We start from the raw sequence: 17,700 nt of genomic DNA, 5'->3' as shown, positions 1-17,700 counted from the left end.
GTCCCGGGGGGCCTCAGCACTCCGGTCCCGGGCGGTCCCGGGGCCCGGGGCCCTCAGCGCTCCGAGGCCGCGAGCTGCCCGCAGGCGCCGTCGATCTCCTGGCCACGGGTGTCCCGTACCGTCACCGGCACGCCGTGCGACGCGATCGCCTCGACGAACGCCTTCTCGTCCTCGGGCCGCGAGGCGGTCCACTTCGAGCCGGGCGTGGGGTTCAGCGGAATGAGGTTCACATGCACCCGCTTGCCCTTGAGCAGCCGCCCGAGCAGGTCCCCTCGCCACGCCTGGTCGTTGATGTCCCGGATCAGCGCGTACTCGATCGAGATCCGCCGCCCGGACTTCTCGGCGTACGTCCACGCCGCGTCCAGCACCTCACGCACCTTCCAGCGCGTGTTCACCGGTACGAGCGTGTCCCGCAGCTCGTCGTCCGGCGCGTGCAGCGAGACGGCCAGCCGGCACTTGAAGCCTTCGTCGGCGAAGCGCAGCATCGCCGGCACCAGGCCCACCGTGGACACCGTGATCCCCCGCTGCGACAGCCCCAGCCCGTCCGGCTCGGGGTCGGTCAGCCGCCGGATGGCCCCCGTCACCCGGTTGTAGTTGGCGAGCGGCTCGCCCATGCCCATGAACACAATGTTCGACAGCCGCGCCGGCCCACCCGGGATCTCCCCGTCCCGCAGCGCCCGCATGCCATCAACAATCTGATGAACGATCTCGGCCGTCGACAGGTTCCGGTCCAGCCCCGCCTGCCCCGTCGCGCAGAACGGGCAGTTCATCCCGCACCCGGCCTGCGAGGAGATGCACATCGTCACCCGGTCCGGGTACCGCATGAGCACCGACTCGACCAGCGTCCCGTCGAACAGCTTCCACAGCGTCTTACGGGTCTGGTCGTCGTCGCACGAGATGTGCCGCACCACACTCATCAGCTCCGGCAGCATCTCGGCCGCCAGCTTCTCCCGCGCCGCGGCCGGGATGTCCGTCCACTGCTCCGGGTCGTGCGCGTACCGCGCGAAGTAGTGCTGCGACAGCTGCTTGGCGCGGAACGGCTTCTCCCCGATCGCCGCCACGGCCTCCTTACGCTCAGCAGGCGAAAGATCGGCAAGATGCCGCGGCGGCTTCTTGGCCCCCCGCGGCGCGACAAAAGTAAGTTCTCCAGGTGCAGGCATGGTCCGTCCAGTGTCGCAGATCATCCGGGCCGCTTCCGGGGCAGCGGAGGTGGGGACGGTCACCTCGTTCGCGCTGCGGCGCGGGCGGGGCTAGGCGACCTCGATGCCGTACTCCTCGACCAGGGGGACCAGGCCGTCCGGGTAGCCCTTGCCGCCGGGGACGAAGGACCAGTCGCCGCTGGAGCGTCTGCGGAAGGAGCCCAGGACGAGGGCGGTCTCGCCGGGGCGGCCGTCGGAGACCTGGAGTTCGTCGATCGCTGTTCCCGAGGGGTCCGACAGGCGGAGCCGGGCGTCGGAGAAGCCGGACAGGTCCGCGTCGGGATGGGTCTCGGGGTCGACGGCGGCGACCAGGACGAGCCGGTCCGCCTGGGGAGGAAGGTGCTCGAAGCGGACCCAGACCGCTGCCTTGTCCGGGGCGACGGCAGGCATCATCCGGACGCTGCCGTCGGGGGTGCGCGGGTTGTTGTAGAAGACGAACCGGTCCTCGCTGAGGATGCGGTTCCCCTGGCAGACGAGCGCGCACACGTCCAGGGACACGGCTCCGGACCAGGTCAGGCCCAGCACGCTGGTGTCGTCCAGGTCGGCTTCGGGGTCCGTGGCGGCTTCCTGCCGCGCGGCGGCGCCACCGAGGCGCCCGCTCAGGCCGTGGCGGCTCAGGAGGTCCACCAGTTCGGTGCCGGCGACGAGGGTCAGCGGTTTGCCGTTGGCGAAGGCGTGCGAGCCGGGACCGAAGGCGGAGGTGGTGATCAGTACGCCCTTGTTCGCGCCGGCGGCCTGCACCGTGCCGTACAGATCGCGCACCGCGCTCGGCGGCACCGTGTTGCGGTACCGCTTCACCTGCACGACGATCTTGCCGCCCCGGATCGGGTCCGGGTCCAGCGCGTCCACGTCCACGCCCCCGTCACCCGACCGCGCCGTGGTGACCGCCTGCATCCCCATGGCCCGGAACAGCTCCGCCACGAGCTCCTCGAACCGCAGCGGGTCCATCTCGTACAGGTCCGGCTCCTCGCCGTCCCCCTGGGAGGCCACACTGCCACCGCCGTCACCGGGCAACCGGTCCGGGCGTACCCCGGCGCGCCGGTCCGGGCGGTCGGAGAGCCGGCCGCGGAGGCCGTCCACCAGGCAGTCCGGCGCACTGACCTGCGTCAGGTTCAGCCTGGCGAAGTCGGCGCGCGAGACCGTCACCGTGGCCAGGAAGACCTGCGCGCGATGGCCGGTGGCCGGGTCGGTGCCGTCCACGAACCCGTTGAGGACCACCGAGTCCAGCACGCCGAACTGATCGGCGGCGAAGAGGTCGCGCAGCGCCAGCAGCACGCACTGCGCCAGGACGTCGCGGTACAGGGCCCGGCGTTCGACGGCCGGCCGCCGGACCTCCTTGTCCCGGTCGGCGCCGGGCATGTACCGCACCAGCGACGCCTCCGGGACGACCGCGTCATCGGGCAGCTCCCGGTTCAGGACGAGCTGCCGGGCGGCGGCGTCGAACGAGGCGGTCACTTGGTGGGGAAAGTCGTGCGGCCACCCTTGCGAGGCGTAGAGCGCAGCGGTGAAGTACTCCACCACCGAGTCCGGCTCGCCCCGGCGGAGGGCGGCGGTCAGCTCCGCGATGCCGGCGTTGTGCCGGCGGATCTCCGCAAGCTGTTCGTCCGCCCACTGCTGGTACTGCTGGTGGTAGAGCGCGAGCTGGTGCTGCCGCTGGGCCTCGGCCGCCTGAGCCGCCCGCCGGTCGTGCTCGTACCGCGCGCGGGCCTGCTCCTGCGCCTGCCGGTTCGCCCCCGGGCCCCAGCCGACCGGTGACTGCGGCTGATAGGCGTTCGGGTCCGGCATCGGTACGGGCACACCGAGCCGGCCCGGCGCGAAGGGCTCCACCCGTTCGGGCCGGGCGAGCGCGGCAGGCGTGAACGCGGGAGCGGCACACCCCGACGACAGGAGGTTCCGCACCCTCTCCACCTGCGCGTCCAGCTCCTCGGTGCGCCGGCGCGCGTCGGCCTCCCGCCGCTGCCGGTAGGCCGCCTGCTCCTCCCGCCGGCTGCGTGCGGCCGCCCGCTGCGCCGCGCGCTCCTGCCGCTCCTGCTCCCGTTGCTGCTGCTCCCAGGTACGACGCCGCGCCTCCTCCTGGCGCTGCTGCCGGCGCTGGATCTCCGCCCAGGTGGCGATCAGTCCGGTGGAACGACGGCTCATATGCGCCCTGGCCTTTCCGAGCCCCCCACAGGCTCCCCCTGACGTGGCCCGACCGCGGCCTCGTCCCTGCTCGTCACAACCGACCCGCCCGCACCGGGAGTTGGTCGATATGACATACATACTGCACAGTTCGCCGTGGATCCACCGGATGGCCACCGTCCCGTTCTTCGGAATGCGGTGTCGTCCTCGTGACGTGCTGGCGTCCTCGTGACGCGATGCCCGCATCCCGGTGGTACCACGGTCGGCTGCGCGCAACGACGAACCCCGAGGGCCCGCCGTTCACGTGAACGGCGGGCCCTCGGGGTCGGTGAGTGACGGTCGCGGGGCGCGTACGCGTACGGACCGGTCAGCCCGTACCTACGAAGAGGACCAGGAGCAGCCAGACCACCGGGGCCGTCGGCAGGAGGGAGTCCAGGCGGTCCATGATGCCGCCGTGGCCGGGCAGCAGGGTGCCCATGTCCTTGATGCCGAGGTCCCGCTTGATCATGGACTCGCCGAGGTCGCCGAGGGTCGCGCTGGCGGCGACCGCGAGGCCCAGGAGCAGGCCCTGCCACCACGCGCCGTCCTCGATGAGGAACTCCATGCACAGCGCGCCCGCCGCCATGGCGAAGGCCACCGCGCCGACCAGGCCCTCGCGGGTCTTGCCGGGGCTGATGCGGGGAGCGAGCTTCTTCCGGCCGAAGCGCCAGCCGACGGCATAGGCGCCGGTGTCGCTGACGACCGTCAGCAGCAGGAACGTGAGGACCCGGTACGGCCCGTCCGCGTCGGCCGCGAGCATCAGGGCGACGAACGTCGCCAGGAACGGTACGTAGAACGCCGCGAAGACGCCCGCCGTGACGTCCCGGAGGTAATGGTCCGGGGCCTCGGTCATCCGCCAGACCAGGACGGCGAGCGCGGTGAGCGCCATCGCCACCCAGGCGCCCTCGGCCCCGCGTACGTATCCGGCGACGACCATGGCCGTACCGCCGACCGCGAGCGGCACCAAGGGCACGCGGATGTCCTTGCGCTCCGCGAGGCGGGAGGTCAGCTCCCACAGCCCGACGACGACGGCGACCGCGATGACGCCCACGAAGACCGGCTTGTAGACGAACAGCGAGAGCACGATGACCGCGCCGAGACCGACGCCCACCCCTATCGCGGCCCGCAGATTGCGGCCCGCGCTCTTCTTCGCCGGCTTCTCCGGTGAGGGGCTGTCGTCCGGTGCCGGCGGGGATGTGGGCATGGGTTCCTGGGGCTGGTCATCGTGGAAGAGGGGGCCACTCAGCCGAGCGGCCCCCCGTTCGTCCCGGTGGTCGTCCTGGTCTCCGCCTGCGTCGGGCACGGTGGGCATGGGCCGAGTCTGCGCTGCCGCGGCCCGGTCGTGCACGGGACCCGCCGACGGGGCGGCCGGTACCGCGCCAGGTGGCCACGGACCGGCGCCGGGTGGGGTCCCGCCCGCCGAGGGCGTGGGGCGGGCCCCCCAGGAAGACTCGTTCATCAGACCTCGAGCAGCTCGGATTCCTTGTGCTTGAGCAGCTCGTCCACCTGCGCGACGTACTTCGCGGTGGTGTCGTCGAGCTCCTTCTCGGCGCGGCGCACCTCGTCCTCGCCGGTCTCCTTGTCCTTGACGAGCTTGTCGAGGGTCTCCTTGGCCTTGCGGCGGACGCTGCGGATGGAGATCTTGGCGTCCTCGCCCTTGCCCTTGGCGACCTTGATGAACTCCTTGCGGCGCTCCTCGGTCAGCTCGGGGAACGTCACTCGGATGATGTTGCCGTCGTTGCTCGGGTTGACGCCGAGGTCGGAGTCGCGGATGGCCTGCTCGATGTTGCGCAGCGCGCTCTTGTCGAACGGGGTCACCACGGCCATCCGCGGCTCGGGCACCGAGAACGACGCCAGTTGGTTGATCGGCGTCAAGGCACCGTAGTAGTCCGCCACGATCTTGTTGAACATCGCCGGGTGCGCACGCCCGGTGCGGATCGCGGCGAAGTCCTCCTTGGCGACCACGACGGCCTTCTCCATCTTCTCCTCGGCCTCGAGGAGGATCTCTTCGATCACCACTTGCTCCTGGTCTTAATCGTAAGAAGCAGAGCCTCGCCCCTGCGCGCGTCTTCTCCTGCACGGTGTCCGACCGGCAGGCGGTTGTCCATCCCCGTGCCGTGGTCTTCCCACGGCCGGGAGTTGCCGCGCGTACGGGAGTGCCGACCGTACGGCACGTACGGGCGAACGCTGCTCCCCGTACGGCTCGTACGGACGGACGGTGCTGCCCGTACGGATCCTACGAACGGCATGAGCTGCTCGTACGGATCGTACGGGCGGACACCTGCTGCCCGTACGGATCGCGGCGATGCGGGCCGTCAGGCCCTGGTGCCCTGATCGCTGACGAGCGTGCCGATCTTCTCACCCTTCACGGCGCGCGCGATATTGCCCTCTGCGAGCAGCTCGAAGACGAGGATCGGAAGCTTGTTGTCCCGGCACAGCGTGATGGCGGTGGCGTCGGCGACCTTCAGGTCGCGGGTGATGACCTCGCCGTACTCGAGCGCGTCGAACTTCACCGCATCCGGGTTCTTCTTGGGGTCGGAGTCGTAGACGCCGTCGACCCCGTTCTTGCCCATGAGCATGGCCTGGGCGTCGATCTCCAGGGCGCGCTGGGCGGCGGTGGTGTCGGTGGAGAAGTACGGCATGCCCATGCCCGCACCGAAGATGACCACGCGGTCCTTCTCCAGGTGGCGGATGGCGCGCAGCGGGATGTACGGCTCGGCGACCTGGCCCATGGTGATGGCGGTCTGCACGCGGCAGTCGATGCCCTCCTTCTCCAGGAAGTCCTGGAGGGCCAGGCAGTTCATGACCGTGCCGAGCATGCCCATGTAGTCGCTGCGGGCCCGGTCCATGCCGCGCTGCTGCAGTTCGGCACCGCGGAAGAAGTTGCCACCGCCGATCACGATGGCGATCTCGTACCCCTCACGGACCACGGCCGAGATCTCACGGGCGATGGCGTGCACGACGTCCGGGTCGACACCCAGACCGCCGCCGCCGGCGAACGCCTCCCCCGAAAGCTTCAGAAGGAAGCGGCCCTTCCCCTTTTTGTGGGCTTTGTCCGCGCCGTCGGCACCGTGATTCATTGCGCTCTCCTCGTGCACATACGAAGAAGGCCATTGCCGGGGGTCTGGTCAGATCCCTGTGCGGCAATGGCCTCCTCGTCACATCTGCGGCCGGCCGATGAGCGGCCGACTGCGTACGACCCTAGCGGGGCCGCGGGTCATTCGCTGCCCTGCGACAGGCCCCGGCCCGAAGGCCGTGGCCCGGCGGCAAGGCTTTCGGCTTGCCTTGCGGCTTGCTCAGATGCCGACCTTGATGCGCGCGAAGCGCTTCAGGGTGACACCGGCCTCCTGGAGGACCTTCTCGACGGACTTCTTGTTGTCGAGCGCGTACGGCTGGCCGAGCAGCGTCGCGTCCTTGAAGAAGCCGTTGAGGCGACCCTCGACGATCTTCGGCAGGGCAGCCTCGGGCTTGCCCTCCGCGCGGGTGGTCTCCTCGGCGACGCGGCGCTCGGCCTCGACGACGTCGGCCGGGACGTCCTCGCGGGACAGGTACTTCGGCGCGAAGGCGGCGATGTGCTGCGCGACGCCCTTGGCGACCTCGGCGTTCTCCTTGTCGAACTCGACGAGGACGCCGATCTGCGGCGGCAGGTCGGGCATGGTGCGGTGCATGTACGCCGTCACGTAGCCGTCGGTGAACTGCGCGAAGCGGTCCAGGACGATCTTCTCGCCCAGGTTCGCGTTGGCCTCGTCGACGAACGCCTGGACGGTCTTGCCGGCCTCGATCTCGGAGGCGAGCAGGGCCTGGATGTCGGCCGGCTTGGTGGCGGCGACGTGCTCGGCGATCTGCTGGGCGACGGCCTGGAACTTGTCACCCTTGGCGACGAAGTCCGTCTCGCACTTCAGCTCGACGATGACACCGGAGGTGTTGTCGTCGGCGATCAGGGAGACGACGGCGCCGTTCTCGGCGGAGCGGCCCTCGCGCTTGGCGACGCCCTTCTGGCCCTTGATACGCAGGGCCTCGACGGCCTTGTCGACGTTGCCGTCGGACTCGTCCAGCGCCTTCTTGCAGTCCATCATGCCGGCGCCGGTGAGCTCACGGAGCTTCTTGACGTCAGCGGCGGTGTAGTTCGCCATGATCTGTGAGTCTCTTCTCGAAAGTCGAAAGATCTACGGGTGGACGGCGGGGGCGGCGCTTGTGGCACCGGCCCCCGCCGTCGTCATCCGATGCTGAGGTGTCAGGCCTGCTCGGCGGCCGGCTTCTCGGCCTCCGCGGCGGGGGCCTCGGCGGCCTCGGCCGGCTTCTCCTCGGCCTTGGCCTCGTCGGCCTTGGGCTCCTCGGCCTTCTTCTCGCCCTCGAGCAGGTCACGCTCCCACTCGGCGAGCGGCTCGCCGGCGGCCTTCTCGCCCTTGGCCTCGGCACCACCGGAGCGGGCGATGAGGCCCTCGGCGACGGCGTCGGCGATCACGCGGGTGAGCAGGGTGACGGAGCGGATCGCGTCGTCGTTGCCCGGGATCTTGTAGTCGACCTCGTCGGGGTCACAGTTGGTGTCGAGGATGGCGACGACCGGGATGTTGAGCTTCCGGGCCTCGCCGACCGCGATGTGCTCCTTCTTGGTGTCCACGATCCAGACGGCGCTGGGCACCTTCTGCATCTCGCGGATACCGCCGAGGGTCTTCTCCAGCTTGGCCTTCTCGCGGGAGAGAACCAGCAGCTCCTTCTTGGTGAGGCCGGAGGCGGCCACGTCCTCGAAGTCGATCTGCTCGAGCTCCTTCAGGCGCTGCAGGCGCTTGTAGACGGTCGAGAAGTTGGTCAGCATGCCGCCGAGCCAGCGCTGGTTCACGTAGGGCATGCCCACGCGGGTGGCCTGCTCGGCGATGGCCTCCTGGGCCTGCTTCTTGGTGCCGACGAACATGACGGAGCCGCCGTGGGCGACGGTCTCCTTGACGAACTCGTAGGCGCGGTCGATGTACGACAGCGACTGGAGCAGGTCGATGATGTAGATGCCGTTGCGCTCGGTGAAGATGAAGCGCTTCATCTTCGGGTTCCAGCGGCGGGTCTGGTGCCCGAAGTGGACGCCGCTCTCCAGCAGCTCCCGCATCGTGACGACGGCCATGGCCGTTCTCCTTGTGTTTCTCGGTTCCACCGCGGCCGGGCGGCCGCTGTGCCTGACGCCCCTGCGCGCCTGCCTGCACGGGGGCTCCGGCATGTACCGGGACACCTGTTCAGGACCGAGGGACGCGGCCACCGTGTGCGCTGCGCCTCCACTGCGCTTCGCGTGAAGCACGGGGAGTGACGCGCCGGTGGCGGGGCGTGCGAAGTCGACCCGGTCACCCGGATCGCCACAAGAAGTGTACGGGACCGCCGAACCACCTAGCGACATGCGGCGGGGAGGGGCGGGGCCGGGGGCCGGGATGAGGGCCGGAGCGAGAGCCGGGGCGAGGTCCAGGGCGAGGTCCGGGGCGAAGTCCCGGGGCGAAGTCCCAGGGCGAAGTTCCGGAGGGGTGCTGGGCGGCCTGGGGTACTGGGCGGTTCGGAGGGATGATCGGCGGCTCTGGATGAACGGCTGGGCCTTCTACACGAACGGCTGGGCCTTCTATATGAACGACTGAGCCTTCTTCTTGAACGGCTGGGTCTTCTTCTTGAACGGCTGGGTCTTCTTCGGCACTCGGTCACGTCCGTGAGCGTGACGGCGTTGTCCACAGCTTCAACGCAATCCACAGCCTCCGACCAAGATCCCCCCGACTCCGCCGACATCCGCCACCGTCACCCCATGCGCCAGTCACCACATCCCTCGTCACCGACGATCCGCCCCGGCCCCTGGCTCCGCCCTGGCCCCTGGTCCTGCCCTAGCCCCTGGTCCTGCTTCCCACCCTGGTTCCGCCTTCACCGCCGGTTCCGCCTTCAGCGCTGGTCCCGCCTTCACCGCTGGTCCCGCCTCCGCCTGAGGCACGCCTTCGGGCCCGCTGGCTGCGCCATCGGCTGCGTCGTCGGCTACGTCTTACTGATCGGCCCGTTGCCCTTCACGCCTCCGCCTTCCTCCCTCGCGGCAGCACCCGCCACCGGCTTCACCGCAGCCCGAGCCATCCCCGCGGCCTCCGCTGCCCGTATCCCCACCCCACGGGAGGGGCGGAGCAGTCTTCAGGAGCTCGACCGCGACTCCCCGAGCGGAACTGTCGCGAAGCGCGCATGGCCGGTGTCCCACGCCACAGGCGCGCGCCCAGTCGTCATCCGCCCCTGGGTGCCCCCACCCACCCCCTGGGCGGCCGGCCACCGCGGCGTGGACCTCGCCTCTCGGGCCGGAGCGACCGTACGAGCCGCCGCCCCCGGCCGCGTCTCCTTCGCGGGCAATGTCGCCGGCCGGGGCGTGCTGTCCATCGCCCTGTCCGGCACGGGCCGACCACCCCTGCGCACGACGTACGAGCCGGTCCGCCCCACGGTCCGCAAGGGCGACCGCGTCAGAGCAGGCCAGCCGGTCGCCGTCCTCCAGCCCGGCCCGTACCACTGCGACACCCCCTGCCTCCACTGGGGCCTGCGCCGCGGCCGCACCTACCTGGACCCGCTCTCCCTTCTCCCGCCCTCCCTGCTCGCACAAGGCCCCACACGCCTGCTCCCGCTCCTCGACATCCCCGAGCCGGCCCTACGACCGCGTCCCCTCTCCTTCACACCCACGAGCTCTGCATCGAACACCGACACAACCGAGACCACACTCGCCGCGGCCACAGCCCTCACCGCCATAGCGGCCTGGGCTCACGCCCGCCTACGCCGGAGAGGCATCGTCAAACGAGACACGGAGAGGCCGGGCGCAGAGGCCGGGAGGGGAGGGAGGCAGGGAGGGGAGGGAGGCAGGGAGGGGAGGCGGGACCGGCCGGTGTCCAATGCGCAGGCACAGCGCACAACACTCGGCGCTGAGCACGGCCGCGGCCGCATGGAAAGCAAGCGATAGCTGCGCAGCACTCGGCCCGGTCCAGCCTGCGCCGAAGGCCGGCCGTGTTCGCACCGGAGGGAGACCAGGCCTGCCACCGGTACAGGACGGCTCGGCCTGACTGAAGCGGGCTTGCGCACGCCGGTGGCAGGGTCACGCCGGTGGGAGGGTCACGCCGACTGCAGGGTTCGGCCCACGCTGGGAGTCGAGCTCTGCCCGAGCAAGCGAGGCGAGCTCGGCACGCACAGGTGAGGTGGGCCCGGCCTGGGAACAGAGGCGGGCCTGACCCGCGCAGGTGAGGCGAGCTCAGCCCGCGAGAGACACGGGCCCGGCACGCGCAGACGAGGCGAGCCCGGCCCGCGCAGACGAGGCGGGCTCAGCACCCGAGAGAGGCGGGCCCGGCCCACGTTGTATGTGGGCTCGGCCAACGCTTCATGTGGGCTCGGCCAACGCTGTACGTGGGCCTGGCCTCGCCTGGAGGTGGTGGTGGAGGGTGGGAGGTGGGAGGGGGGAGGGTGGGAGGGGGGAGGGAGGGGGTCAGCCTCGGACGCCGCGGAGGGTCATCGCCACCGCCGCCTCCGTGATCTCCGTCGGGTCCTCCGCCGCTCCCAGCTCGATCCTGCGGACCGCGGCGTCGACGACGCCCTGCAGGAGCATCGCCGCGAGCCTCGGCTGCTCGTGGCCCAGCGCGGCCAGGGCCTCGACGATCATCGCGATGAGGCCACCGTGCGCGGCGCGGATCTTCTCGCGGGCGCCGGCGTCCAGCTCTCCCGCCGAGATCGCCACGACCGCGCGGTGCCGGCGGTCACCGACGAGGGCGAGCTGCTGCCGTACGTACGCCTCGATCTTCTCCTCGGGCGCCTCGACACGCTCCATCGCGGCCTCGACCTCCGCGGCCCACACCGGGAAGTCGACCGCGCACAGCTCTTCGACGACGGCGGCGCGGGAGCGGAAGTACTCGTACACGGAGGAGCGCGCGAGGCCCGTTCGCTCGGCGAGGGCGGGGAAGGTCAGGGCCTCCGTACCGCCTTCGGACAGCAAGGTACGAGCAGCGTCCAACAGGGCGTCGCGCTGCATGGTCCGGTGCTCGGCCACTGAGGCCGCTCGAATCCTGGGCACGCCACCACTGTACGGATGTGCCCCGGGTGGCGGCACTCCGCGGCACGACGTAAAGCGCGGCGTCACCGTCAGCGGTGCTCAGCGGCCCACGTCGGCCAGCTTGGCGCGCAGCTGGAGCACGGACTTCGTGTGGATCTGGCTGACCCGGCTCTCCGTGACGCCGAGGACGTTGCCGATCTCGGCGAGGGTGAGACCTTCGTAGTAGTAGAGCGTGACGACGGTCTTCTCGCGGTCGGGGAGCGTGTTGATGGCGCGGGCGAGCAGCCGGCGCAGTTCGCGGTCCTCGGCGATCTCGACCGGGTTCTCGGCCGCTGTGTCCTCGAGGGTGTCCATGAGGCTCAGCCGCTCGCCTCCCTCGCCGCCGGCGTGCAGCAGCTCCTCCAGGGCGACGACGTTGGCCAGGGACAACTGGCTGAAGACGGCATGCAGCTCTTCGAGGGCGATGCCCATCTCCGCGGCGACCTCGGCCTCGGAGGGGGTACGGCGCAGCTGCGCTTCGAGCGTGGCGTACGCGCGCTCGACGGCCCGTGCCTTCTGGCGCACCGAGCGGGGGATCCAGTCCAGTGCCCGCAGTTCGTCGATCATGGCGCCGCGGATACGGGTGATGGCGTACGTCTCGAACTTGATGGACCGTTCCGGCTCGAACTTCTCGATGGCGTCGATCAGCCCGAAGACCCCGGAGGAGACGAAGTCGGCTTGCTCGACGTTGGGCGGCAGGCCGACGCTGACGCGGCCCGCGACGTATTTGACCAGCGGTGAGTAGTGCAGGATCAGCTGCTCCCGCAGCCGTTCGTCACCCGTCGCCTTGTAGGAGCGCCAGAGCTCCTCTAGCGAGGTGGGCGCTGCCGGGCGCACGCTGCCGCGGGCGGCGGGAGGTACCGCCGCGCGGTCAGACCCGGAAGTGTGCTGGGGCATTCGTCGCCTTGAGCCGTTCTGCCGAGACGCTGGTGAAGAGGTGCGTGAGGGTCGGGTGGTCCGTGGAGGGCGGATGCCTTGCGAGCGTAGCGTGGCTGCGATCTCACAGTGTGCGATCGGAGCGCGTTCGGGTGTGCGCAGATTCGTCCGGTGGTCCGCACCCCCGGATGACGGCGGGCGACTCCGCAGTCGTCCGCGCGAAACTCGCAAAGATGCATTCTGCGATCACCCCCCTCACCTTTTCACCCGTTCGCCCCAGGTCAAGGACCGCCTCGCCGGTAACCTCCCGTCGAATGGCCGCGGGGAGGCAACTCCCAGCGAGAACCGCATCTTTGAACGAATCCGAGCGCCTGCAGTTCGAAGAGCTTCGCTTGAGTCACTTCCAGGGCGGTACCCGAGTCACGGGCGATCTGCGAGGTGTCGGCCGTCCCTCGTAGCGGGAGTGCTTCGAGCAGGCGTGCGGCCGTCGGGTCCAGCAGGTCGCGGGCCAGGACCGGGCCGCGGCGGTCCGGGGCGAGATCGCCGATGCTGCCGACCAGTTCGACGACCTCGGCCGCGTCGGCGACCACCACGGCCTCTCCCCGCAGCAGTTGGTGCACGCCGGCCGACAGGCCACTGGTGACCGGACCGGGCACGCCCATCGTGAACCGGCCCAGCTCGGCGGCGCGGCGCGCGGTGGCCAGCGATCCGCTGCGCAGTGCTGCCTCGACGACCACCGTGCCCCGGGTGAGGGCGGCGATCACGCGGTTGCGCTGGATGAATCTGCTGCGGGTCGGATGGTCGCCGGGCGGCAGTTCGGCGACGATCAGGCCCTGTTCGGCGATGCGCCCGATCAGCTCGGTGTGCCCGCTGGGGTAGACGCGGTCGACGCCGGAGGCGAGGACCGCCACGGTGGCACCGCCTGCGGCCAGGGTGCCGCGGTGCGCGGCGCCGTCCACGCCGTACGCGGCGCCCGAGACCACCGACCAGCCGCGTTCGGCGAGCCCCGCGCCCAGGGTCGCCGCGACGTGTGCGCCGTACTCCGTACAGGCTCGGGCGCCGACGAGGGCGACGGAGCGCAGGGCCCACAGGCGGAGGTTCGCCGTGCCGCGCACCCACAGGCCGACGGGGCGGGCGTCTCCCAGATCGTCCAGCTGCCGCGGCCACTCCTCGTCACCGGGGCAGACGAAGCGGCCGCCGAGTGCGGCGACGGCGGCCAGGTCCGCCTCGGGCGACGCACGCTCGGCGCGTAACCGCAGGCCGGCCACTTTCGCCTCGCCGGCGCCCTCGGGCGGGTCGTCCTCACCGAGGAGTGCTCGCCAGAGGGCCACCGGTCCCATCCGCCGCAGCCATCCGCCGGTGACCTCGTCGCCCGGTTCGAGGATGCGGGTGAGCGCCGCTCTGGCCAGGCGCTCAGGCGCGGGAGCGGCTCCCTGTGCGTGAGGGGTCGGCGCCCGGCCTTTCGGCCGGTCTTCGGGGGCCTTGTCGAGGGGCGTCATGACCGGCTCACCGCCAGAGGGACGCCGCGGCGTACGCCGGTGCGCAGCTCCAGGGCCCAGTCGACGTCCTCGGCCGTCGGGCGGTCATGCCCCGCGAGGTCCGCCGCCGTCCAGGCGACGCGCAGGACGCGGTCCAGGCCACGGGCGGTGAGCAGGCCGTTCTCCAGATCTCGCTCGGCCTGGACGAGTGCGCCCGGGGCCACGGACCACCGGGTACGCAGCTCGTGTCCGGGGACTTCGTTGTTCGTCCGCCAGGGCGTGCCCTCGAAGCGGTGGGCGGCGCGCTCTCTGGCGGCGCGGATCCGGTCGGCGACATCGGCGGTGGGTTCGCCACGGGCGCCGGCGACCAGTTCGCTGCGGGCGACCGGCTCGACGGCGATCCGCAGGTCGATGCGGTCCATGAGCGGCCCCGAGAGCCGGGCGCGGTAGCGGGTGATCGAGGAAGGGCGGCACTCGCAGCCGCCCGTGGTGGTGCCGTGGCGCCCGCACGGGCAGGGGTTCGCTGCCAGGACCAGCAGGAATGAGGCCGGCAGCCGCATCATCCCGGCGGCCCGCGCGACCAGGACGTGGCCGGACTCCAGGGGCTGGCGCAGGGCGTCGAGCACCTTCGCGTTGCATTCGGCGGCTTCGTCGATGAACAGGACGCCGCGATGGGCGAGGGACACCGCGCCGGGGCGGGGCAGTCCGCTGCCGCCGCCGACGAGGGAGGCCATGGTGGCGGAGTGGTGCGGTGCGCAGTACGGCGGGCGGCTCACCAGGGGCTGGCCGGGCGGGAGCAGGCCCGCCACCGAGTGCACCGCGGTGACCTCCAGGGACTCCTTGGGGGAAAGGGGCGGCAGGAGTCCGGGGAGCCGTTCGGCGAGCATGGTCTTGCCGGCTCCCGGTGGCCCTTTGAGGAAGATGTGGTGCCGTCCGGCCGCGGCGACCTCCAAGGCCCGTCGGGCACCGTGCTGACCTGCGACGTCGGCCAGGTCCAGCGGGCGGGCGTCGGGAGGTGGCTCGGCGCAGGACCCCGCGCCCGGTACGACCAGTCCGGCGAGCAGCGGGTCCGGCCGTCCGGGCTCGTCGCCCTCGTCCTCCTCCTCGGGGACGGGTCCGTCGGTGAGGACCGCGATGAGCTGGCGCAGGCTGCGGACGCCCAGGACGGAGATGCCCGGGACGAGCGAGGCCTCGGCGGCGGTCCGCTCGGGGACGACCACTTGCCGGTACCCCGCGTCGGCGGCGGCGAGGACGGCAGGCAGGACGCCGCGTACAGGGCGTACCCGGCCGTCGAGGCCCAGCTCGCCGATCATGACGAGGTCGGTGAGTTCCCGCGGGTCGATGAGCTCGGCCGCGCCCAGGACGGCGCAGGCGACGGCCAGGTCGAAGCCGCTGCCGCCCTTGGGGACGGAGGCCGGGCTGAGGCCGACGGTCAGTTTCTTCTGCGGCCACTCGGATCCGGAGTTGACCACGGCGGCGCGCACCCGGTCTCGGGATTCGATGAGGCTCTTGTCGGGGAGCCCGACGAGGGTGAAGGCGGCGACGCCTGGTTCGAGGTCGGCCTGGACCTCGACCACTACGCCCTCCACGCCGACGAGCGCGACCGAACACGTACGGGCGAATCCCATCAGGTCAGCCCCCGTACGTGGGACACGGCGGGCGCGCCTCGGGCGGGGAGCAGGACACCGACCACATCGATGCGGATGCCGCCCGGAGGCGGGCCGCCGTGCGCTGCGGTCCAGTGTTCGGCGAGGAGGCACAGGCGGCGGGCCTTGGTCGGCGTGACGGCCGCCATGGGGTGTTCGTAAGGCCCCGCGCGCCGGGTCTTGACCTCGCACACCACGAATGCGTCGGCGTCGGCGGCGACGATGTCGATCTCTCCGAAGCGGCAGCGCCAGTTGCGGTCGAGGATGCGCATGCCGTGGGCCGTCAGCCACCGCGCGGCGAGGTCTTCTCCGTATCGGCCGAGGCCCGAGCGGCGGCTTCCGCCTCGGCCGCGTGCGCCGGGGCTGCCCCGGCCCCGCGGGCGCTTGCGTCGCGTCCTCGTCGAGCCGGCCGATCCCGTCGGGCGAGGGTCGGGGCAAGGGCCTGGCCGGTCCGGTACTGGTCCTGCCGCACCGCTTCCGACCGCGGTGTTCTCTGCTGTGGCGTTCATCCGGCACCACCTCCGGCACCGACTGTGACGCGTGAGCCGCCGAGTATTGGATCTTGGTGGACAACTCAGCGGCTGTGCATAACGCCGTCACCCGTTGGAGGGAAATGTGCCGCTCCGCAGCCGATCACGCGGAAACGGTCACTCAGCCGCCCGGCAGTTCGAGGTCGCTTTTGTTGAGCTCCTCGATGTTCACGTCCTTGAACGTGAGGACCCGGACCTGCTTCACGAATCTGGCCGGGCGATACATGTCCCAGACCCAGGCATCTGCCATCGAGACCTCGAAAAAGACCTCACCCTGGACGGAGTGCACCTGCATCTCGTAGTCATTGGTGAGGTAGAACCGACGCTCGGTCTCGATCACGTATTTGAACAGTCCGACGACATCTCGGTACTCCCGGTAGAGCTTCAGCTCCATCTCGGTCTCGTACTTTTCGAGGTCCTCGGCGCTCATGGCAGATCCCCTTCAGCCGTGCGTCCCCCTATTGTGCGTCAGGCACTCTCGGTCTCCAGGACCACCGGCGCACTAGGGGGGCCTTCGTCGAGCAGTGTGCGCAACAGCTCGGCAAGTCTGGTCGGGTACACCGTCTCATGGGATGCGGAAAGTTCCGCCACCGTCCACCATCGCAGACCCGCTACGCTGCGCCGTTCCAGCTCCGTCAGTCCGTTCAGCCGCGTCGCGGTGTCCTGTGTACGCGCCAGGTAGTACCACTCGTCCTGGTCCCAGCGCCGCCCGTCGAACGGGAACGAGCAGTGCCGCCGCCACAGCACGGGGCCGAGCTCCGCATCGGTGATCCCGGTTTCCTCGGCGAGTTCCCGCAGCGCCGCGTCCTCCCGGCTCTCGGTGCCCTCCAGCCCGCCTCCCGGAGTGAACCACCAGGTCTTCGAGGGTTCGTCCGGCTCGAAGCCGTGCATCAGCAGAACCCGGTCCTCGGGGTCGAGCAGGATCACCCGGGAGACGCGCCGCAGCGTCGTGCCCGCAGGTGTTCCGGACTGTTCCTGTATGCCGGTGTCCGCCTCAGACACGCGCCCGCCTCCTCCGGTTGACGATCGGCCCGTAGGCCGCTCCTCCCAGTATCAGCACCGCGCCGGCCACGATGGCCGCCATGATGGGCCGCAGGGGGCCCGGCTGGGAGATGCCGCCCGGCAGACCGGAGAAGCCCGAGGGCCGCTCCAGCATGCCGAAACTCCCGACGGGCCAGGCGTTGGCATCCACCCGGGCGTCGACGGCGCTGCGCGGCACGGCACCGTTGTCGCGGTCCGTGAGGTGCACCCGGGAGTCCATGGAGTCGCTGCGGTGATCGCCGAGCAGGAAGAGCTGCCCCTTGGGGACCTCGGCCTTGAAGCCGACGGGCGAGGCCGGGCCGTCGCCCTGGAGATACGGCTCCTCGACGGGCTTGCCGTTGACGGTGAGCTTGCCGCCGGCGTCACAGCAGGCCACCTTGTCGCCACCCACTCCGACGACCCGCTTCACCATGGGCACGTCGCCCCATACGGAGTCCCGGAAGACCACGACGTCGCCACGGCGTACCTCGGAGCCGTCCACCTGCTGCGCCAGAACGCGGGCGCCGACCCCGATGGTGGGCGCCATCGAGTCGGTCGGCACGGTGTACGGGCGGTAGAGCGCCGCGCCCCATATGAAACCGCCCAGGAACAGCACGCAGCCGACGGCCACCGCCAGCCCGGACAGCACACTGCCCATGGTCCGGGCGTGGCCGCCGCTCGTACGCACCTTGGTCCCGCTCATCCCGCGCTCCCGCCCCGCGGGCGTGCCCCGCG

Annotated in this window: 15 protein-coding genes and 1 pseudogene; 1 reads left to right on the top strand and 15 read right to left on the bottom strand. The window is 71.0% G+C overall.

Annotated features, from left to right (window positions below; all coding sequences use genetic code 11):
* Positions 1–53 precede the first annotated feature (53 nt).
* The 7 genes from rlmN to rpsB all read right to left on the bottom strand — a co-directional run bounded on the left by rlmN (position 54) and on the right by rpsB (position 8,469).
* Positions 54–1,160: a dual-specificity RNA methyltransferase RlmN gene (gene rlmN / locus AAC944_RS26310; RefSeq protein WP_030624856.1), complete on the bottom strand. Its 1,107-nt coding sequence runs from the start codon at positions 1,158–1,160 to the stop codon at positions 54–56.
* A gap of 90 nt (positions 1,161–1,250) precedes the next feature.
* Entirely contained in the window at positions 1,251–3,338 is a 2,088-nt protein-coding gene (locus AAC944_RS26305; protein WP_030624858.1) for a restriction endonuclease, read from the bottom strand.
* Positions 3,339–3,684: 346 nt separating this feature from the next.
* Complete coding sequence (locus AAC944_RS26300; protein ID WP_030624860.1) at positions 3,685–4,815, bottom strand: phosphatidate cytidylyltransferase; 1,131 nt, start codon at positions 4,813–4,815, stop codon at positions 3,685–3,687.
* Positions 4,815–5,372 (bottom strand): ribosome recycling factor, encoded by a 558-nt coding sequence (gene frr / locus AAC944_RS26295; protein ID WP_030624862.1) that lies wholly within the window; start codon positions 5,370–5,372, stop codon positions 4,815–4,817. Before frr ends, AAC944_RS26300 begins: the two co-directional genes overlap by 1 nt.
* Positions 5,373–5,671: 299 nt before the next feature.
* Positions 5,672–6,436, bottom strand: coding sequence for a UMP kinase (gene pyrH, locus AAC944_RS26290; protein ID WP_030624865.1), 765 nt, complete (start codon positions 6,434–6,436; stop codon positions 5,672–5,674).
* Positions 6,437–6,652: 216 nt separating this feature from the next.
* Positions 6,653–7,489 carry a translation elongation factor Ts gene (gene tsf, locus AAC944_RS26285; RefSeq protein WP_030624867.1) on the bottom strand — a complete coding sequence of 279 codons (837 nt, stop codon included), beginning with the start codon at positions 7,487–7,489 and terminating at the stop codon, positions 6,653–6,655.
* Positions 7,490–7,590: 101 nt separating this feature from the next.
* Positions 7,591–8,469 carry a 30S ribosomal protein S2 gene (gene rpsB, locus AAC944_RS26280; RefSeq protein WP_030624870.1) on the bottom strand — a complete coding sequence of 293 codons (879 nt, stop codon included), beginning with the start codon at positions 8,467–8,469 and terminating at the stop codon, positions 7,591–7,593.
* A 657-nt stretch (positions 8,470–9,126) separates the two neighbouring features.
* Here rpsB and AAC944_RS26275 point away from each other — a divergent pair.
* Positions 9,127–10,299: a M23 family metallopeptidase gene (locus tag AAC944_RS26275; protein WP_107054271.1), complete on the top strand. Its 1,173-nt coding sequence runs from the start codon at positions 9,127–9,129 to the stop codon at positions 10,297–10,299.
* Between the two features lie 516 nt (positions 10,300–10,815).
* Here AAC944_RS26275 and AAC944_RS26270 read toward each other — a convergent pair.
* From AAC944_RS26270 to lepB, 8 genes and pseudogenes are all read right to left on the bottom strand, one after another.
* Positions 10,816–11,355: a TetR/AcrR family transcriptional regulator gene (locus AAC944_RS26270; protein ID WP_037773444.1), complete on the bottom strand. Its 540-nt coding sequence runs from the start codon at positions 11,353–11,355 to the stop codon at positions 10,816–10,818.
* A 120-nt stretch (positions 11,356–11,475) separates the two neighbouring features.
* On the bottom strand, positions 11,476–12,312 hold the full coding sequence (gene whiG / locus AAC944_RS26265; protein WP_030623569.1) for an RNA polymerase sigma factor WhiG: 837 nt from the start codon (positions 12,310–12,312) through the stop codon (positions 11,476–11,478).
* Positions 12,313–12,572: 260 nt separating this feature from the next.
* Positions 12,573–13,790, bottom strand: coding sequence for a DNA-processing protein DprA (gene dprA / locus AAC944_RS26260; protein ID WP_051872378.1), 1,218 nt, complete (start codon positions 13,788–13,790; stop codon positions 12,573–12,575).
* Positions 13,787–15,397, bottom strand: a complete 1,611-nt coding sequence (locus tag AAC944_RS26255; RefSeq protein ID WP_030623573.1) for a YifB family Mg chelatase-like AAA ATPase — start codon at positions 15,395–15,397, stop codon at positions 13,787–13,789. The genes dprA and AAC944_RS26255 overlap by 4 nt, the downstream gene beginning before the upstream one ends.
* Positions 15,397–15,747 (bottom strand): annotated as a pseudogene (locus AAC944_RS26250) (YraN family protein); the annotation flags it as partial. The gene AAC944_RS26255 and the pseudogene AAC944_RS26250, both read right to left, overlap by 1 nt.
* 319 nt (positions 15,748–16,066) lie before the next feature.
* Positions 16,067–16,375, bottom strand: a complete 309-nt coding sequence (locus tag AAC944_RS26245; RefSeq protein WP_003965949.1) for a DUF2469 domain-containing protein — start codon at positions 16,373–16,375, stop codon at positions 16,067–16,069.
* A gap of 38 nt (positions 16,376–16,413) precedes the next feature.
* The gene (locus tag AAC944_RS26240) at positions 16,414–16,947 is read right to left on the bottom strand and encodes an NUDIX hydrolase (RefSeq protein ID WP_051872379.1); all 534 of its coding nucleotides are present in this window, start codon (positions 16,945–16,947) and stop codon (positions 16,414–16,416) included.
* On the bottom strand, positions 16,940–17,668 hold the full coding sequence (gene lepB / locus AAC944_RS26235; RefSeq protein WP_030623578.1) for a signal peptidase I: 729 nt from the start codon (positions 17,666–17,668) through the stop codon (positions 16,940–16,942). The genes AAC944_RS26240 and lepB overlap by 8 nt, the downstream gene beginning before the upstream one ends.
* Positions 17,669–17,700: the final 32 nt, after the last annotated feature.

This window comes from Streptomyces sclerotialus (genome assembly GCF_040907265.1).
GTDB lineage: Bacteria > Actinomycetota > Actinomycetes > Streptomycetales > Streptomycetaceae > Streptomyces > Streptomyces sclerotialus.
This window is presented reverse-complemented; position numbering and strand designations above follow the sequence as displayed.